This window comes from Microbacterium sp. M1A1_1b (assembly GCF_053345565.1).
This window is the reverse complement of the sequence record NZ_JBKFAJ010000003.1, coordinates 128,954-144,954: the sequence shown is the minus strand read 5'-3', so window position 1 is coordinate 144,954 and position 16,001 is coordinate 128,954. Positions and strand designations below refer to the sequence as shown.

Here is a 16,001-nt window from a genome sequence, read left to right as displayed (position 1 = left end):
GGGGTCATGACCGTTCCGAACATCACACTCAACGACGGCAAGACCATCCCGCAGCTCGGCTTCGGTGTGTTCCAGATCGACCCCTCGGAGACCAAGGCGGCGACGCTCGCGGCCCTCGAGGTCGGCTACCGCCACATCGACACCGCCGAGATGTACGGCAACGAGAAAGAGGTCGGCGAGGCGATCGCCGAGTCCGGCATCGACCGCTCCGAGATCTTCGTGACCTCGAAGCTCAACAACGGCTTCCACGACCCCGAGGCAGCGCTCGAGAACGGCAAGAAGTCGGCCGAGCTGCTCGGCGGGTACACGGACCTCTTCCTCATCCACTGGCCGCTGCCCACCGTGACGGACTTCGTCCCCACGTGGAAGGCGATGGAAGAGCTGTACCGCGGTGGCACCGCCCGCTCGATCGGCGTCTCGAACTTCCAGGCGCACCACCTCAACCGCCTCAAGGCCGAGACGACCATCACGCCGTCGGTCAACCAGATCGAGGTGCACCCGTACCTGACCCAGGACGAGCTCCGCGCCCACAACCGCGAGCTCGGCATCGCGACCGAGGCCTGGTCCCCGATCGCCCAGGGCCTGGTGCTCGACGACGAGACCATCACGCGCATCGCCGGCAACGTCGGCAAGACCCCGGCGCAGGTCGTGCTCCGTTGGCACATCCAGCGCGGCGACATCGTGTTCCCGAAGTCGGTGACCCGCTCGCGCGTCGAGGAGAACTTCGCGATCTTCGACTTCGAGCTCTCCGACGAGGACATGACCGACATCACCACGCTCGACAAGGGCCACCGCACCGGCCCGGACCCGGACACGTTCGACTACGTCCCGGCGTAGTCCGAGCGACCGCATGACGAAGGCCCCCTGCCGATCACGGCAGGGGGCCTTCGTCATCACGTCAGCGGGGCGGCCGCCAGAGCACGATCTGCGTGTTGCGCTCCGGACGCGAGCCCGCACGCAGCGACACCGCGGCACCGCTCGCCGTGGCCGCGAACACCCGGGCCCCGGGACGGTTGATCAGCTGGTCCGCCAACGCCGTCTCGAGTTCGCGGACCCGGTCACGCAGCAGCTTGTTCTCGTTCTCGAGCTCGAGCACGCGGCGGATCCCCTCGAGCGACACGCCCTCGGAGCCCAGCCGCGCGATCTCGCGCAGCTGTACGACGTCGCGCATCGAGTACCGACGCGAGCCGCCACGGGTGCGCCCCGGCACGACCAGGCCGAGCCGGTCGTACTGCCGGAGCGTCTGCGGGTGCATCTCCGCCAGCTCCGCGGCGACCGCGATCGCGAAGACGGGCGAGTTCTCGTCCATGTCGGTCATGGCGTGGGTCCCTTCCGTCGTCCGCGTGGTCTGCGACCAGCCTGGAGGCCCGGTGCGGCTTCCTGACGGAGCCGCGCCGGGCCTCCTGGCCGGGTCTGGTGCATGTGGTGCGCGACGCTAGCCGCGCGCCTTGGCGAGCAGGTCCTCGCGCGGGTCCTCGTCGGGCAGGGCCGCGGCGAGCGCCTCGACCGCTTCCTTCGCCTTGTCGGACAGGTGCGACGGCACCGCGACCTGGACCGTCGCCAGCAGGTCACCCGTGCCGGTCTTGGTCGTGACGCCGCGGCCCTTGACGCGCAGGACGCGACCAGAGGGCGTGCCCGGAGCGACCCGCAGCTTGACGGGCTCGCCGCCGAGCGTCGGGACCTGGATGGTGGCGCCGAGCGCTGCCTCGACGAACGTCACGGGGACGTCCACGCGCAGGTGCTGCCCGTCGCGCTCGAAGACCGGGTGCTTGCGGACGTGCACCGCGACCACCAGGTCACCCGCATCGCCGCCGTCCGGGCTCGGTTCGCCGCGGCCCCGCAGCCGGATCTTCTGACCGTCCGCGACCCCCGCGGGGATCCGGACGTTCACCGGCCGGCCGTTGCCCTGCGCGAGCTTGACCGTGTCGCCGGCGATCGCCGTGGCGAAGTCGAGCGTCGTCGTCGCGGTGACGTCACGCCCCTTCGTCGGACCACCGAAGCCGCGGTACCCGCCGGAGGACTGGCCGAAGCCGGCACCGCCGCCGAACATCCCGCCCAGGATGTCCTCGAAGCCGCCGGCACCGCCCTGGCCGAAGCGGACACGCTGTCCGCCAGCGCCCTGCTGGCCGAACATCCCGCCGAAGACGTCCTCGAATCCGCCGCCCTGGCCCGGACCGCCCGCCGTGAAGCGAGCGCCCGACCCCATGGCACGGACCTGGTCGTACTCGGCGCGCTGGTCCTTGTCGGACAGCACCGAGTACGCCTCGCTGATCTCCTTGAACCTGGCCTCGGCGGCAGCGTCACCCGGGTTGGAGTCCGGGTGGTACTGCCGCGCGAGCTTCCGGTAGGTCTTCTTCAGGTCGGCCTCGGACGCCTTCTTGTCGACACCGAGGACCGCGTAGAAGTCCTTGTCGAACCAGTCCTGACTGGCCACTGGTACCTACCTTCCGTCCCGGCTCAGGCCGGGACCGCCACCGCGACCTTGGCCGCACGCAGGACACGCTCACCGAGCTTGTAGCCCGGCTCGACGACGTCCGCCACGGTCTGGCCGGTGGCGCCCGGGGTCGGGAGCTGCACGATCGCCTCGTGCACGGTCGGGTCGAAGGGCTCGCCCTTCTCGCCGATCTGCACGAGCTTGAACTTGTCGAAGCCGCCGCGGATCTTCTGCCCGATGACCTGCATGGGGCCCTCGTTCAGATCGCCGTGGGCCTCGGCCCGGGTCAGGTCGTCGAGCGCCGGCAGGAGTGCCCGGACGACCTCGGCGATCGCGACCTCGCGGTTGGCTTCGCGGTCACGCTCGACGCGCTTGCGGAAGTTCACCAGCTCGGCCTGCGCGCGGAGCATGTCCGCACGCATCTCGGCGACCAGGTCGCGGTCGGCAGCGCTGAGCTTGTCCTCCGCCATGCCGCGTGCGGCGTCGGCCAGCAGTGCCTCGTCCTCGGGGGACAGGTCCTGCTCGCCGCCCGCCGGGGCGTCCGTCGGGACCTCGACGTCCGGCCCCTCGGCCTCGATCAGGTCCTCGGGCTCGGCCGCGTTCGTGGCGTCCCCCTCGACCTGGGGCTCCTCGTTGTTCTCGACGTTGTCGTCGTTCGTGGAGTCCGTCATCGTTACTTCTTGTCCTTGTCGTCCTCGTCGTCCACGACCTCGGCGTCGACGATGTCCTCGTCGTCAGCCGGCTGCTCGGCGTTCGGCTGCTCGCCACCGGCCGCGGCGCCCGCGTCCTGCTGCGAGTAGATGGCCTGGCCGAGCTTGCCCTGCGACTCGTTGAGCTTGTCGAAGGCGGTCTTGACCGCGTCATCGTCCTCGCCCGCCAGGGCGGACTTCAGCGCGTCGACATCGCCCTGCACCTCGGACTTGACGTCCGCGGGGAGCTTGTCGTCGTTCTCCTTGATGAGCTTCTCGATCGAGTAGACGAGCTGCTCGGCCTGGTTGCGACGCTCGTTCGCTTCACGACGGGCCTTGTCCTCGGCCGCGTGCTCCTCGGCTTCGCGGACCATGCGCTCGATGTCCTCCTTCGGCAGCGACGAGCCGCCGGAGATGACCATCGACTGCTCCTTGCCGGTGCCCTTGTCCTTGGCGGACACGTGCACGATGCCGTTGGCGTCGATGTCGAAGGTGACCTCGACCTGCGGCACGCCACGGGGGGCCGGCGCGATGCCGGTGAGCTCGAACGTGCCGAGCGGCTTGTTGTCGCGGGTGAACTCGCGCTCGCCCTGGAAGACCTGGATCGCGACCGACGGCTGGTTGTCGTCAGCGGTCGTGAAGGTCTCGCTGCGCTTGGTCGGGATCGCGGTGTTGCGGTCGATGAGCTTCGTCATCAGGCCGCCCTTGGTCTCGATGCCGAGCGACAGCGGCGTGACGTCGATGAGCAGGACGTCCTTGCGCTCGCCCTTCAGGACACCGGCCTGCAGCGCTGCACCGACGGCGACGACCTCGTCCGGGTTGACGCCCTGGTTCGGGGACTTGCCACCGGTCAGCTGCTTGACGACCTCGGCCACGGCGGGCATGCGGGTCGAGCCACCGACCAGGACCACGTGCGCGATGTCGTTGACGGACACGCCCGCTTCCTTGATGACGTCGTTGAAGGGCTTCTTCGTGCGGTCGAGCAGGTCGGAGGTCATCTGCTCGAACTGGGCGCGCGAGATGGTCTCGTCCAGGTTGAGGGGGCCGTCGGCGGTCAGCGTGAGGTACGGCAGCTGGATGCTGGCGCTCATCTGGCTCGACAGTTCCTTCTTCGCCTGCTCGGCGGCTTCCTTCAGGCGCTGCTTGGCGATCTTGTCCGTGGACAGGTCGACGCCGTGCTCGTCCTTGAACTTCTTGATCAGGTGGTCGACGATGCGCTGGTCCCAGTCGTCACCACCGAGGCGGTTGTCACCCGAGGTCGCACGGACCTGGATCGTCGAGAAGTCGTCGTCCTTGCCCACCTCGAGCAGCGAGACGTCGAACGTGCCGCCACCCAGGTCGAAGACCAGGATGAGCTCGTCTTCCTTGCCCTTGTCGAGGCCGTAGGCCAGCGCGGCCGCGGTCGGCTCGTTGATGATGCGCAGGACGTTGAGGCCGGCGATCTCACCGGCGTCCTTGGTGGCCTGACGCTCGGCGTCGTTGAAGTACGCCGGCACGGTGATGACCGCGTCGGTGACGTCTTCGCCCAGGTACTGCTCGGCGTCGCGCTTGAGCTTGCCGAGGGTACGGGCCGAGATCTCCTGCGGCGTGTACTTCTTGCCGTCGATGTCGGTCGTCCAGTCGGTGCCGATGTGGCGCTTGACACTGGCGATCGTGCGGTCGACGTTCGTGACGGCCTGGCGCTTGGCGGTCTCGCCGACCAGCACCTCGCCGTCCTTCGTGAAGGCGACGATCGACGGCGTGGTGCGCAGGCCCTCGGCGTTCGCGATGACGGTGGGCTCGCCACCCTCGAGCACGCTGACGACCGAGTTGGTGGTTCCGAGGTCGATGCCTACTGCACGTCCCATGTGGTGTTGCTCCTTCTGTTGGATGCGTGGTGCTGAAGTCTGCCGGACTTGCGTCCGATGGGCTCAACTCTACTCCGGACGGGAGGCGCGTCAACTCTGGGAGCTGAAAGTTGCGTCCGAATGACTCAAGCTTGGATCTGCAGCAAAGTCTTGCAGTTGATATTTCGTATGTCATACTGGTACGTGCCGCTCCTGCGGCGATCCCCCCGTCGGGATGCCGGGCTCGTCACCGCGACGGCCGCGCCGCCTCCCGCCCCACCTCCGGACACCGAGCCGGAGTCACAGAGAGAGTGACGTCACCATGTCAAAGAAACGACCCATGCAGGTCGTCGGCGCGAGCCTGCTTGCCGCCGCCACCATCGCCTCGGGCCTGGGGTTCGGCGCGACCGCTGCGTCCGCCGCTCCCACGTCGGCGCCGAGGGCTGTCGGCGACGTCTCGGCGCCGTTCCAGTTCCTGACACATCCCGCCGCGAACGCCTACCTCTACATGGCGAGCGATGGATCCGTCAAGACGGCCGCGACCGAGGTGGAAGCCAAGACAAAAGCCACTTGGTTTGTCGGCAAGAGCTGGGGCTCGGACGGATTCGTGATCCAGAACAAGGACATGCCCACGCAGTGCCTGACGTTCTCCCAGAATTACTGGCCAGATCGTCAAGGACTCGCGCAGTCAAACATTCGTACGGGCGCTGCGTGCACTGACACTCCGAACAAGGGAACGCTCTGGCACCAGGACGCCAATGGAAACCTTTTCCTGAACGCAACAGCACGGATCTCGACCGTCAACGCCAGCCCGATCTGGCTCAGCAGCCTCATCTCGGTCGACAGTGCAGCCCAGTACGGCCGGTTCTTCTTCAGCAATGGGGCTCCCAAGAGTTCGGCGTGGGTCGGACTCCCCTCGGACCTGGATGACTCGAACGCTGCTCCGATCGCGAACGGCGGGTTCAACGCCCAGGGCGTCGCCTCGTCGGCGACGATCAAGGCCGGCGAGCAGCAGGACGTCGCGTTCGGGATGCACGCCGATGCCGCGGTGACGAAGCTGACGAACACCACCGTCGAGGCGAAGGCCCCGGCCGGCACCACCTTCACCGCCGGGCAGACCACGCTGATGGGCAAGTACCGCGCATCCGCCAGTGACGCGTGGTCCGACGACAAGACCTTCACCGTGTCGGGCTCGGTCATGGCGAACGGCTCCTTGTTCCGCGGCACGATCACCGACGTCGACGGCGCGAAGATCGCCGCCGGCAGCGAGCTGCAGTGGAAGGTGAACGTTGCCGCGCCCGCCGATGCGAAGGACGACCAGCAGGACCTCGACTTCACGGCGTCGGGCAAGACGAACGCAGGCGACTTCACGGTCACCGGCAAGTCGCCGGTCACCATCACCGCAGACAACTCGGGAGTGAACAACCCGTTCTCCGTCGACGCACCGATCGACGGCTCCGAGCACAAGGGCGAGAACACGCGCTTCTCGGGCAAGGGTTCGGCCGGCCAGAAGATCACCCTGCACGTCGACAACTTCGCGACCGCGGACGTCACCACCACGGTGAAGCAGGACGGCACCTGGGACGTGAACAAGTACACCGGCACCGGCGAGTACAAGTTCACCATCACCCAGACCGACAACGGCACGGCCAACGGCAGCAAGTCGCTGACCATCAACCCCGCAGCTGCGCCGATCAACAACCCGTTCTCGGTCGACGCACCGATGGACGGCTCCGACCACAAGGGCGAGGACACCGTCTTCTCCGGCAAGGGCTCGGCTGGCCAGCAGGTCACGGTCCACGTCGACAACTTCCCGAGCGTCGACGTCACCACCACCGTCAAGAACGACGGCACCTGGTCCGTCGTCAAGCACACCGGTGTCGGCGAGTACAAGCTCACCGTCACCCAGAAGGACGGCGCAACGGCCAACGGCAGCAAGTCGCTGACAGTCAACCCGTCCGCCGCGCCGATCAACAACCCGTTCTCGGTCGACGCACCGATCGACGGGTCGGACCACAAGGGCGAGGACACCACCTTCTCGGGTAAGGGCTCGGCCGGCCAGCAGGTCACCATCCACGTCGACAACTTCCAGAGCGTCGACGTCACCACCACCGTCAAGAACAACGGCACCTGGTCCGTCAACAAGCACACCGGCACCGGCGAGTACAAGATCACCGTCACCCAGAAGGACGGCGCGACGGCCAACGGCAGCAAGTCGCTGACCATCAACCCGGCCAACGCGCCGGTCGTCCTGCCCTTCGACGTCACCTCGCCGAAGACGAACACCACGGGCTACAAGGGCGAATGGGTCGAGTTCACCGGCACCGGCACCCCGGGCCGCACGGTGACGCTCAAGGTGACCAACTTCACCAGCGTCTCGCCCTCGGTCGTCGTGCAGAACGACGGGCACTGGTCCCTCAAGAGACGATCGGTTCCGGTCACTACGACATCACGATCGACCAGGCCGACGGCGACGGCATGACCGACACGAAGTCGCTCAGCCTGAACTGACGCCACCTGAGCCGGGCGGTCGCGCCTGTGACCGCCCGGCTCGACACCGCACTGCGCCGTCCTGGACCCGTCCCGGACGGCGCCTGCTGCACGACCACCACCGACCAGAACGACCCGCAACCCGGAGATCACCATGAAGAAGCGCATCCTGATCGCAGCCACCGCGACGGCCCTCGCCGCCCTCGCCCTGACGGGCTGCACCACCAACAACACGACCACGAAGTCCGGCACGCCGTCACCGTCCGCGTCGTCGACGCCGAGCGCGAAGGCCGATCCGGCTATGGGCAACTCCGCGTGTGCCGACGGGGTGCAGTCGATCGGCGCGAGCGACAAGACCACCAAGGCCTCGGGCTGCGACTTCGTCGACGTCCTCGGGTCGGGCAACACCCTGACGCTGGGCGACTCCCGCGAGCTGACCGTCGAGGGCTCCAAGAACACGGTCACGGTCTCCGCGGCCACCACGATCACCACGGTCGGCTCGGACAACACCGTCTACTACGACGGCGACGAGCCCAAGCACAACGAGATGGGCTCGGGGAACAAGGTCCTGCCCGTCGACCAGAAGCACTGACGACCGCGAACACGCGGTCCTGAGCGCGCGTCTCCACCGCGCGGAACGTCGATCGCCCCCGGCTCAGGCCGGGGGCGATCGGCGTTTTCGTCGTGTGCGCTGCGTCTGACGACACGGTGCGGAGCGGCGGGCGTCGCCGGTGACGCGCGCCACCGGTCGCACACTGCAGGGTCGTGAGCGCAGCGGAACGCGACCGGTCCGAGGCCTTGCAGTACCCGAGTCCACGTTGGCGCACTCCGCTCGGGGCGAACCGGTCGTTCGCGACGACGGGGTCAGGCCGGGCGAATCGAACGTGCCCCGGGCCTCCTGGCCGGCGACGCTGCCGGGCGATCCGGTCCACCGGCGAGTGGCGCGCACGCTGTCACGAACCCCGTCGCAGCATCGCGCCCCGTCACCCGGGACTGGCCGCGGTTCTGGCGGGCGCGTGCTCGGGACGGGCACCAGCGGCCGTGACCATGGCGCCTCGCCTGGCGCATGCGCTCCTGCTCGCCATACCGGTCCGGGGAGCTCCTCCACCGGACGTGCGGCAGCCCCACCACACGCAGCGATGCCCCGAGCCCCACGTCCGGAGACGTGGGGCTCGGGGCATCGTTCGTTGCAGACCCGCTCGGGTCAGCGGGTGACCGCCGACGCGGCTGGGTCCGAATGCCGCCCGGCGAGCGTCTCGGACGCGGCATCGGCCGCGGTACCCGCACGCTGCTCGTAGGTGTAGAGCTGGCGATCGGCGCGCACGGTGCGGACCATGGTCAGGATGGACCCGATCGGCTCGACGCCGGAGTCGCGGAGGGACGCAGCGGCTCGCGCGAGGTGCTTCCGCGAGGTCCCGGCCATGGAGGCCACCAACAGTGTCCCTCCGACGACGCGACCCAGGATGGCCGCGTCGGTCACGGGCAGCATCGGCGGTGCATCGATGATGACGATGTCGAACGCCTCTTCCAGCTCGCGCAGGACGGCCTTCATGCCGAGGGTGCCGAGCAGCTCCGCCGGGTTCGGCGGGATCTGGCCCGACGGCAGCACGACGAGGTCGTCGCGACCCCACGGCTGCAGGGCGTCTTCGAGCTCGACCCGTCCGATCAGGACGTCGGACAGTCCGGCCTGTCCCTCGAGGCCCATGAGCGACGCGATGCGCGGACGGCGGAGGTCCGCGTCCACCAGGGCGACTCGGGCACCGTTCTGGGCGAGCGAGATCGCCAGGTTGGCGGCCGTCGTGCTCTTGCCCTCGCTGGCCACCGACGACGTGACGAGGAAGCTCTTGGTCGCACGACCGGCCTCGAGGAACTGCAGGTTGGTCCGGAGGCGGCGGAACTCCTCGGCGCGCGGGTCCGCGCCGTGGGCGTGCACGACGAGGGGTTGCTCGCGGACACCACGATCGAACGCGATCGACCCGATGACCGGTGCACTGGCGATGCGTTCGACTTCGTCACGGTCACGGAGGCGGACGTCGAGCGTCAGTCGGAGGGCTGCGATCGCGAGTCCGGCGAGGAGCCCGACGGCGCCGCCGCCGACGAGGTTCACGAGCAGCCGCGGTGATGCCGGCGTGCTCGGTGCGATCGCCGGCTGGATCGTCTCGATGGCGAACGGGCTCTGGCCCTGAGGGTCGGGCTTCTCCAAGCGGTCCGTGACCACGTGGCGGAGCTGGGCGGCCACGGCGTTCGCGATGGCCGCAGATCGTTCGGCGGAGGTGTCCGTCACGGCGATCGTGACGAGCACGCTGTCGATCGGCGACTGTGCCTCCACCTGCCGCGCGAGGTCCACCACGCCGGTGTGCAGACCGAGCTCGTCGATCACCGGCTGCAGGACGAGCGCGCTCCGGGCCACGCTGGCGAACGTCTGCACCTTCTGTTCGGCAGCGCTGCCGCCCTGCACCAGGTCGGTCGAGGTGTTGCCGCCCTTCACCGACACGTACAGCGACGTGGACGCTCGGTACTGCGGCGTGGTGGTGGCGACCAGCGCGGCACCAGCGCCGATCCCGGCGAGCGTTGCGACGAGGATGATCAGCCAGCCGCGGCGCAGCAGGGTCATGAGCAGGTGGAAGTCCATCGGGTCCTTCTCGAGGTCAGTGGGGATGAGGGGAGGTGAGGAGTTGCAGCGCGATCAGTGCGATCAGCGCGTGAGGATGCGTCGGTACATGTCGACGTGTTGGGCGACCGCCCTGTCGATGGACAGGCGCCCGCGAACGGTCGGGGCGTTGGCCGCCCACGCCGCAGCGACGCGCTCGTAGTCGGCCATGCGGCGGAGCGCCAGGTCCGACCACTGCGTCGTGTCGTGGATCGGTGGGAGTTCCCACCCGGGTGGGACCTGTTCGTCCGCACCGCTCACGTCGAACAGCAGGACCGGCAGCCCCGACACGGCGGCCTCACTGGTCACGGTGGAGAGCGCTTCGCGATGCGAGGGCAACACGAGGAAGTGCGACGACGCCATCTCGGTGCCGATCTCGTCCCGGGTGCGTGTGCCGAGGTAGTGGACGTCCTCGTGGACCCCGAGACGCCGAGCTGCGGTCTCGAGCTCGGGACGGAGCGTCTCGCGGTGCGAGATGATCCGCAGCCGAGCCGGTTGTCCGGAGTCGCGGAGCCGACGAAGGAGTTCGAGCGCCAGGTGCACGCGCTTGAACTCGACCAGCTGACCGACGTAGAGCAGGTCCCAGACCTGCCCTGGCCGCGGTCGGGCCCGTGTCGTCGTGGTGAACCGCTCGACCGCGAGGGCACTGCGGATGACCTCGATCTTCCGGTCCGGGACACGCCGGCCCAGGCGACGCCGCTCGTCGTCCGTGAAGACGACGACACGGTCAGCCCGCCGTTCGGTCGCGTTCCGGACCATCCGGTGGTGCCACGGCTTCCACCCGCTCGTGTGGTGGGTGAACACGACGCGCGTCCGCGGCTCGACGATCGACCGCAGACAAGCGTTGGTGAGGTGGTTCAGGTGCACGACGTCGAAGGACGCCCAGTCACCGCGGAAGGTCGGAGCCGCCGTGGTGATGTCGACCCCGGCGTCGGCGAGCGCGTCAGCGAGGAGGCTGTCGGGGGTCTCCGCCATGTGGGAGGCACGGTACGCATCGGACTGGGCAAAGATGCCGGAGAGCATGAGGATCTTCATGCGAACTGCCTTTCAGATCGGCGTCCTGGCCAGAGCGCGGCTCCGGCGGACAGCACGAATGGGGGGACGATGAAGTAGATGAGGTTCTGCTCGATGACGTTGAAGGAGGTCACGCTGGCCTGCGCGATCCACAGGACGAACAGCGCTGCAGCGTAGGAACCGAGCACGGTCGAGGTCCGCCGACGCCACAGGTCGCTGACGGCCAAGAGCAGTCCGACCACCACCCCGGACCCGATCACGCCGATCACGCCGAAGCACAGGAAGCCCTCGAACCACGTCGGGAGGAGCTGGTCCTTGCCGACGAAGCTGTGGTAGACGATGTTGTTGTACAGGGCAGTGCTCGAGGCGGTCCGGGCCGCATCGGGGGCGCCCGGGATCGGCGAGAGCACCGACAGGACGAAGCTCGTCATCCCGAAGGGGTCCGAGACCCGGACCGGGGGGATCGCGGCGGCGAGTTGCATCGGGGTGCCGAAGTACGGGATCACGGACTGCAGGACCGGGACGAGCTGCAGGGTGGGCGCGTCGAGCCCGGTGCGGGTCACCCACAGGCTGGAGCGCAGCGTGCCGACGAGCACGAAGAACGCGGTCAGCAGGCCCAGCAGGCCGGCGAGGTGTCGTCCCCGGAGCGCTCCGGCCGCGCGCTCGGCGAAGACGAAGACCATCCCGATGATCGCGTAGGCGACCGTTGCACGGTTGAGCCCGTACGACGCCAGCCCGAAGACGACCGCAACGACGAGGAACGGGACGACGGGGAGGACCGAACGCCCGGCTCGCCGACGGTCGCGCGCGAGCAGGACCAGGCCGACGAACAGCATCGGCCGGAGCACCATGCCGATCAACGGGATCCCGGAGCTCGCGCCCTCGCCGGTGCCCTGGAGCTGTTCGATCGCGCCGGACAGGAACCCGGCAACGGCCCCGGGCGACGGGAACCGGATGACGAGCCCGACTGCCCCCAGGCCGATGAGCACCCAGCTCGAGATGCGGGAGGCGCCGAGTCCGGAGACGCGGAGCGCGACCTGATCGGAGCCCCGCGCGGCCGAACCGACGATCGACGCCGACAGGCGCGTGGCGATCACGACGACGAAGAACAGGACCGCCAGCCAGAGCACGAGCTCCGTGTCGGCGTAGGTCCCCAAGCGGTAGTAGAACGCGTGCCCGTTGCCGAGGTACTGGATGATCACGGGTGTGACGCAGCCGCGCATCGTCTCCCAGGCGGTGAAGAGGGTCAGTGCGTCGACACGCAGTTCCTCGCGAGACGCACGAGCGACCTCGAGCGCCACGACGACCAGGACGGCTTCGACCAGGACCGGCAGGGTCAGGACGCCCGCGTCTCCCCCGGTCGTCGCGGCGATGACCAGCGACGCCAGCACGGCGCTCAGCGCAACGGCACGGATGGCCCAGTGGATCACCCGCCGACTCGCCACGACGGGAGCGGGGATCGGCGCGCGCGTCATGCGAGGGTCCCAGCGGCTCGCCGAGCGGGGCGTGCGAGGCCCACCAGCCTGACGGCCACGCCGACCGCGGATCCCGCAGCGGCGACCACGACGATCTGGACGACGTCTCCCCCGGTGGCAGCGCACACCACGAGGCCGCCGAGCACCGTGAGCATCGCGGCGACGTCCGCGCTCACCCAGGTTCCCCAACGGCGCCGTGCGACACACACGTTGCCGACGCTGATGAGCACGGCCCGCAGACATGCGGCGACCAGGACCGCCACGGTGACGGCGACGAGGCCGTCGTAGGAGCGGACGAGTCCGGGGAACACGAACACGAGCAGCGCCAGTGCAGCCGCGGACGAGACGACCGACAGGACCGTCACGACGGTGACGTAGGACCGCGCGGTCCAGTGGTTCTGGCCGGGCCGGGGGGCGGCCAGCTCGCCGACGACAGCCCGCCCCAGGACGACCGGTGCGACGGTCGTGACCGACGCGAAGCGGCTCGCAACACCGTAGACACCGAGTCCGACCGCGCCACCGACGGCGCTGATCCCCCACAGGACCGCCCAGTTCGCGATCTGCCCGAGGACGTTCGCGCTGATCCCGGCCACGACGCCACCGGAGCGGAGGTCGTGGTCGTGCTCGCGGTCGACGACGAGCACATCGGATCCGGTCGGCCGGGGCATCACCCGCAGGGCGACGAGCACGCCGAGCACACCGACGACGTCCAGCACGAGCATCCCGGCGACGCCGCCGATCGGCCCGAGGACGACGGCGCCGACGAAGGCACCCGCGCTCGATCCGACAGCGCGGCCCGCGTCCACCACCGATCCGACGAGGGGCTTGCCGCGCCCGACGACGACCGCGGTGATCCCCTCGGCCACCGGCAGCACGCCGCTGAGGGCACCGAGCACGATCAGGGCGACGATCTCATCGCTGCGCAGCCCCAGGCCGAGGGCTGCGACGCCGATCGGGAGGACCACCGCAGCGCAGCAGGCATTGACGAGGAAGGTCCGCCACCGAGCGAGCACGAGGACGCGGACGAGTGGGAGCAGGTCGGTCGAGCGTCGCTGGGTCGTCCTGGCAGCCGCCGCGTTGGTCATCGCGCTCGTCGTCGACCCGAGGACGCTGGCGACTCCGAGCAGCAGGGTCTGCATCGCCACGAACCTGCCGTAGCCCGCCGGCGACAGGACCAGCGCGAGGGTTGCGAGTGCGACGAACTGCCCCGCTCGCCCGCTCAGCGCCGGTGCCACGACCAGGAGGAGGCGGACGACGCGGATCGTGATTCGTCTGGCTCCGGCCATGATCGTCTCCGTTCTCGTGTTCCAACATCCTAGCAGTTGATATACAATACTGTACATGACGAAATCCGACGACCTCAGCGCTCCGCCTCCGCGGCACGGCACGGGCCCGGCAGTGTCCGTGGTCGTACCCGCCGTCCGACTCGACCTCCATCTCCGCACCGCGCTGCAGTCGCTCCTGACGCAGACGCTGCAGGACATCGAGGTCGTCCTGGTCCTCGACGGCGTCGGCGACGACGGTTGGGACCACCCGGACGATCGCGTCCGGGTCCTCCGCCTGCCGACGCGCCAGGGGACCCCCGCCGCGCTCAACGCCGGGCTCGTAGCCAGCGCGGCGCCGTACATCGCGCGTCTCGACGCCGACGACGTGGCAGAGCCCGAGCGCCTGGAACGGCAACTCGGCGCCCTCACCGCACGCCCGGACCTGGTCGGTGTCGGGAGCGCGGCGCTGCTCATCGACGGCGACGACGCCGTGATCGGCGAACTCGAGGTACCCACGGGCCCCGGCATGGCTGCACACCTGCTACGGCGGAACGTCTTCGTCCACTCCGCGATGCTGCTCGACGCGGCAGCGCTCCGTGCAGTGGGCGGGTACGACGAACGATGCCTCCGCATGCAGGACTACGACCTCTGGCTCCGCCTCAGTCGGGTCGGCGCGCTGGAGAACACGTCGGAACGGCTGGTGCGGTACCGCGTCCACGACGGGATGCACAGCAGGCAGACGAACCCGTTCGGCAGGTCGGCCCAGGTCGTCGCACGATCGCGCCGTGCACTCGCGCAGTCCCTCGGCCGATCCAGGTCGACGCAGGCGGCCCGTGACCTGGTCTGGACCGCCGGCCAGACCGCCCGCCACCTGGGCCTGCGCCGTCCGGGCTACGCATCCTCGATCACGGCCGGGTCGGACCGATGAGCCGCCGCTCGGGGACGCTGATCGTCAAGACGTCCGACTTCAGCCTGGACGTCGTCCTCCGTGACCAGCTCCGTGCCCTGTCGACGACCGATCTCGCTCCCGTCCACATCGCGTCCGGCGATCACGGCCGCCTGGCTGAGGTCAGTCGCCGCGAGGGAGTGCAGGCCCACGCCCTCCCGCTCTCACGCGACCCGTCGCCCGCCGCGGACGTCCGAGCGCTGCTCGAGCTCATCCGGCTCATGCGGCGCCTGCGTCCTGAACTCGTCGTCTACGGAACACCCAAGGCGACCTTGCTCGCGGGCATCGCCGCCGTCTGCACACGGGTACCCGCGCGCGTCCAGGTGCTCCACGGCCTGCGACTCGAGACGACGACCGGAGTCGCGCGGCAGCTGCTGTTGGCCACCGAGCGACTGGCGCTCCTGCTGTCGACCAGCACGATCGCGGTCAGCCACGGCGTCCGCCGCCGATGCGCGGAACTCGGGCTCCCCGTCGCCGACATGACGGTCCTCGGATCGGGCTCCGTCGTCGGCATCGACACCGCCCGCGCGCGCCGACTCAGTGCCGACCCCGCCGTGCGGCGGCGGATGCGGACCGCACTCGACGCCGGGCCGGAGGAACTCGTCGTCGGGTACGTCGGCAGGATCACCCGCGACAAGGGCGTCGAGGTCCTCGTCCGTGCCGTGGCGCGCGCTCGCGACCACGGCCTCCCGATCCGGCTGGCGATGATCGGTCCCGACGAGGGCATCGACGCGCTCGACGACGACGTCCGCCGGCTGCTGGCCGAACCGTGGGTCACGTGCACGGGCAACGTGCCGGACCCCGCTGAGTACTACACCGCGTTCGACGCGTTCTGCATCCCGTCCTTCCGTGAGGGGCTGTCCACCGTGCTGCTCGAGGCCTGGGCTGCCGGTGTGCCGACGATCGTCAGCGACTGCACCGGACTGGGCGACGTCGTCGACGACCGATCCACCGGCATGGTCGTGCCCGTCCGGGACGTCGTGCGGACAGCGGCGGCACTCGAGGAAGTGCTCGGTGACGCCGCGCTGCGAGCTGCACTGCGCGAGCGCGCGCTCCGCCGCGTCGAGGACGACTTCTCGCGAGAGGTCGTGTGGGCCCGGTGCGCAGCGTTCTACCGGACTGCACGGGACAACGGTCGGCGGCGCCTCGGTCGCAGACCCCCGCGCTGAGCGCGACGAGAACGGCCCGTGGTGCGCGCACCACGGGCCGTTC

Annotated in this window: 13 protein-coding genes; 5 read left to right on the top strand and 8 right to left on the bottom strand. The window is 69.4% G+C overall.

The features are described 5' to 3' along the window. Nucleotides 1–6: 6 nt before the first annotated feature. Nucleotides 7–837: an aldo/keto reductase gene (locus ACLBWP_RS09280; RefSeq protein ID WP_243562272.1), complete on the top strand. Its 831-nt coding sequence runs from the start codon at nucleotides 7–9 to the stop codon at nucleotides 835–837. Nucleotides 838–898: 61 nt separating this feature from the next. Here the strand turns inward: ACLBWP_RS09280 and ACLBWP_RS09275 are convergent, their stop codons facing one another. From ACLBWP_RS09275 to dnaK, 4 genes are all read right to left on the bottom strand, one after another. Next, complete coding sequence (locus tag ACLBWP_RS09275; protein WP_447655133.1) at nucleotides 899–1,309, bottom strand: heat shock protein transcriptional repressor HspR; 411 nt, start codon at nucleotides 1,307–1,309, stop codon at nucleotides 899–901. Between the two features lie 126 nt (nucleotides 1,310–1,435). Continuing rightward, a complete protein-coding gene (locus ACLBWP_RS09270) occupies nucleotides 1,436–2,434 on the bottom strand; it encodes a DnaJ C-terminal domain-containing protein (RefSeq protein WP_447654942.1) in 999 nt (332 codons plus the stop codon). A 23-nt stretch (nucleotides 2,435–2,457) separates the two neighbouring features. Then, entirely contained in the window at nucleotides 2,458–3,105 is a 648-nt protein-coding gene (locus tag ACLBWP_RS09265) for a nucleotide exchange factor GrpE (protein WP_243562269.1), read from the bottom strand. 2 nt (nucleotides 3,106–3,107) lie between these two features. Beyond that, nucleotides 3,108–4,970, bottom strand: a complete 1,863-nt coding sequence (dnaK, locus tag ACLBWP_RS09260) for a molecular chaperone DnaK (RefSeq protein ID WP_243562267.1) — start codon at nucleotides 4,968–4,970, stop codon at nucleotides 3,108–3,110. Between the two features lie 301 nt (nucleotides 4,971–5,271). Between dnaK and ACLBWP_RS09255 the strand changes: the two genes are divergently transcribed. Together ACLBWP_RS09255 and ACLBWP_RS09250 are read left to right on the top strand one after the other, a co-directional pair. Then, nucleotides 5,272–7,431, top strand: a complete 2,160-nt coding sequence (locus ACLBWP_RS09255) for a hypothetical protein (protein WP_447654941.1) — start codon at nucleotides 5,272–5,274, stop codon at nucleotides 7,429–7,431. Between the two features lie 162 nt (nucleotides 7,432–7,593). Next, nucleotides 7,594–8,031, top strand: a complete 438-nt coding sequence (locus ACLBWP_RS09250; protein ID WP_447654940.1) for a DUF3060 domain-containing protein — start codon at nucleotides 7,594–7,596, stop codon at nucleotides 8,029–8,031. Nucleotides 8,032–8,643: 612 nt separating this feature from the next. Here ACLBWP_RS09250 and ACLBWP_RS09245 read toward each other — a convergent pair. The 4 genes from ACLBWP_RS09245 to ACLBWP_RS09230 all read right to left on the bottom strand — a co-directional run bounded on the left by ACLBWP_RS09245 (nucleotide 8,644) and on the right by ACLBWP_RS09230 (nucleotide 13,864). Then, nucleotides 8,644–10,071 carry a polysaccharide biosynthesis tyrosine autokinase gene (locus tag ACLBWP_RS09245; RefSeq protein WP_447654939.1) on the bottom strand — a complete coding sequence of 476 codons (1,428 nt, stop codon included), beginning with the start codon at nucleotides 10,069–10,071 and terminating at the stop codon, nucleotides 8,644–8,646. A 63-nt stretch (nucleotides 10,072–10,134) separates the two neighbouring features. Next, nucleotides 10,135–11,124 (bottom strand): glycosyltransferase family 4 protein, encoded by a 990-nt coding sequence (locus ACLBWP_RS09240; RefSeq protein WP_447654938.1) that lies wholly within the window; start codon nucleotides 11,122–11,124, stop codon nucleotides 10,135–10,137. Further along, on the bottom strand, nucleotides 11,121–12,578 hold the full coding sequence (locus ACLBWP_RS09235) for a hypothetical protein (protein WP_447654937.1): 1,458 nt from the start codon (nucleotides 12,576–12,578) through the stop codon (nucleotides 11,121–11,123). The genes ACLBWP_RS09240 and ACLBWP_RS09235 overlap by 4 nt, the downstream gene beginning before the upstream one ends. Then, on the bottom strand, nucleotides 12,575–13,864 hold the full coding sequence (locus ACLBWP_RS09230) for a hypothetical protein (RefSeq protein WP_447654936.1): 1,290 nt from the start codon (nucleotides 13,862–13,864) through the stop codon (nucleotides 12,575–12,577). Before ACLBWP_RS09230 ends, ACLBWP_RS09235 begins: the two co-directional genes overlap by 4 nt. A 55-nt stretch (nucleotides 13,865–13,919) precedes the next feature. Between ACLBWP_RS09230 and ACLBWP_RS09225 the strand changes: the two genes are divergently transcribed. Next, the gene (locus ACLBWP_RS09225; RefSeq protein ID WP_447654935.1) at nucleotides 13,920–14,771 is read left to right on the top strand and encodes a glycosyltransferase; all 852 of its coding nucleotides are present in this window, start codon (nucleotides 13,920–13,922) and stop codon (nucleotides 14,769–14,771) included. Continuing rightward, a complete protein-coding gene (locus tag ACLBWP_RS09220) occupies nucleotides 14,768–15,958 on the top strand; it encodes a glycosyltransferase (RefSeq protein WP_447654934.1) in 1,191 nt (396 codons plus the stop codon). Before ACLBWP_RS09225 ends, ACLBWP_RS09220 begins: the two co-directional genes overlap by 4 nt. Nucleotides 15,959–16,001 lie beyond the last annotated feature (43 nt).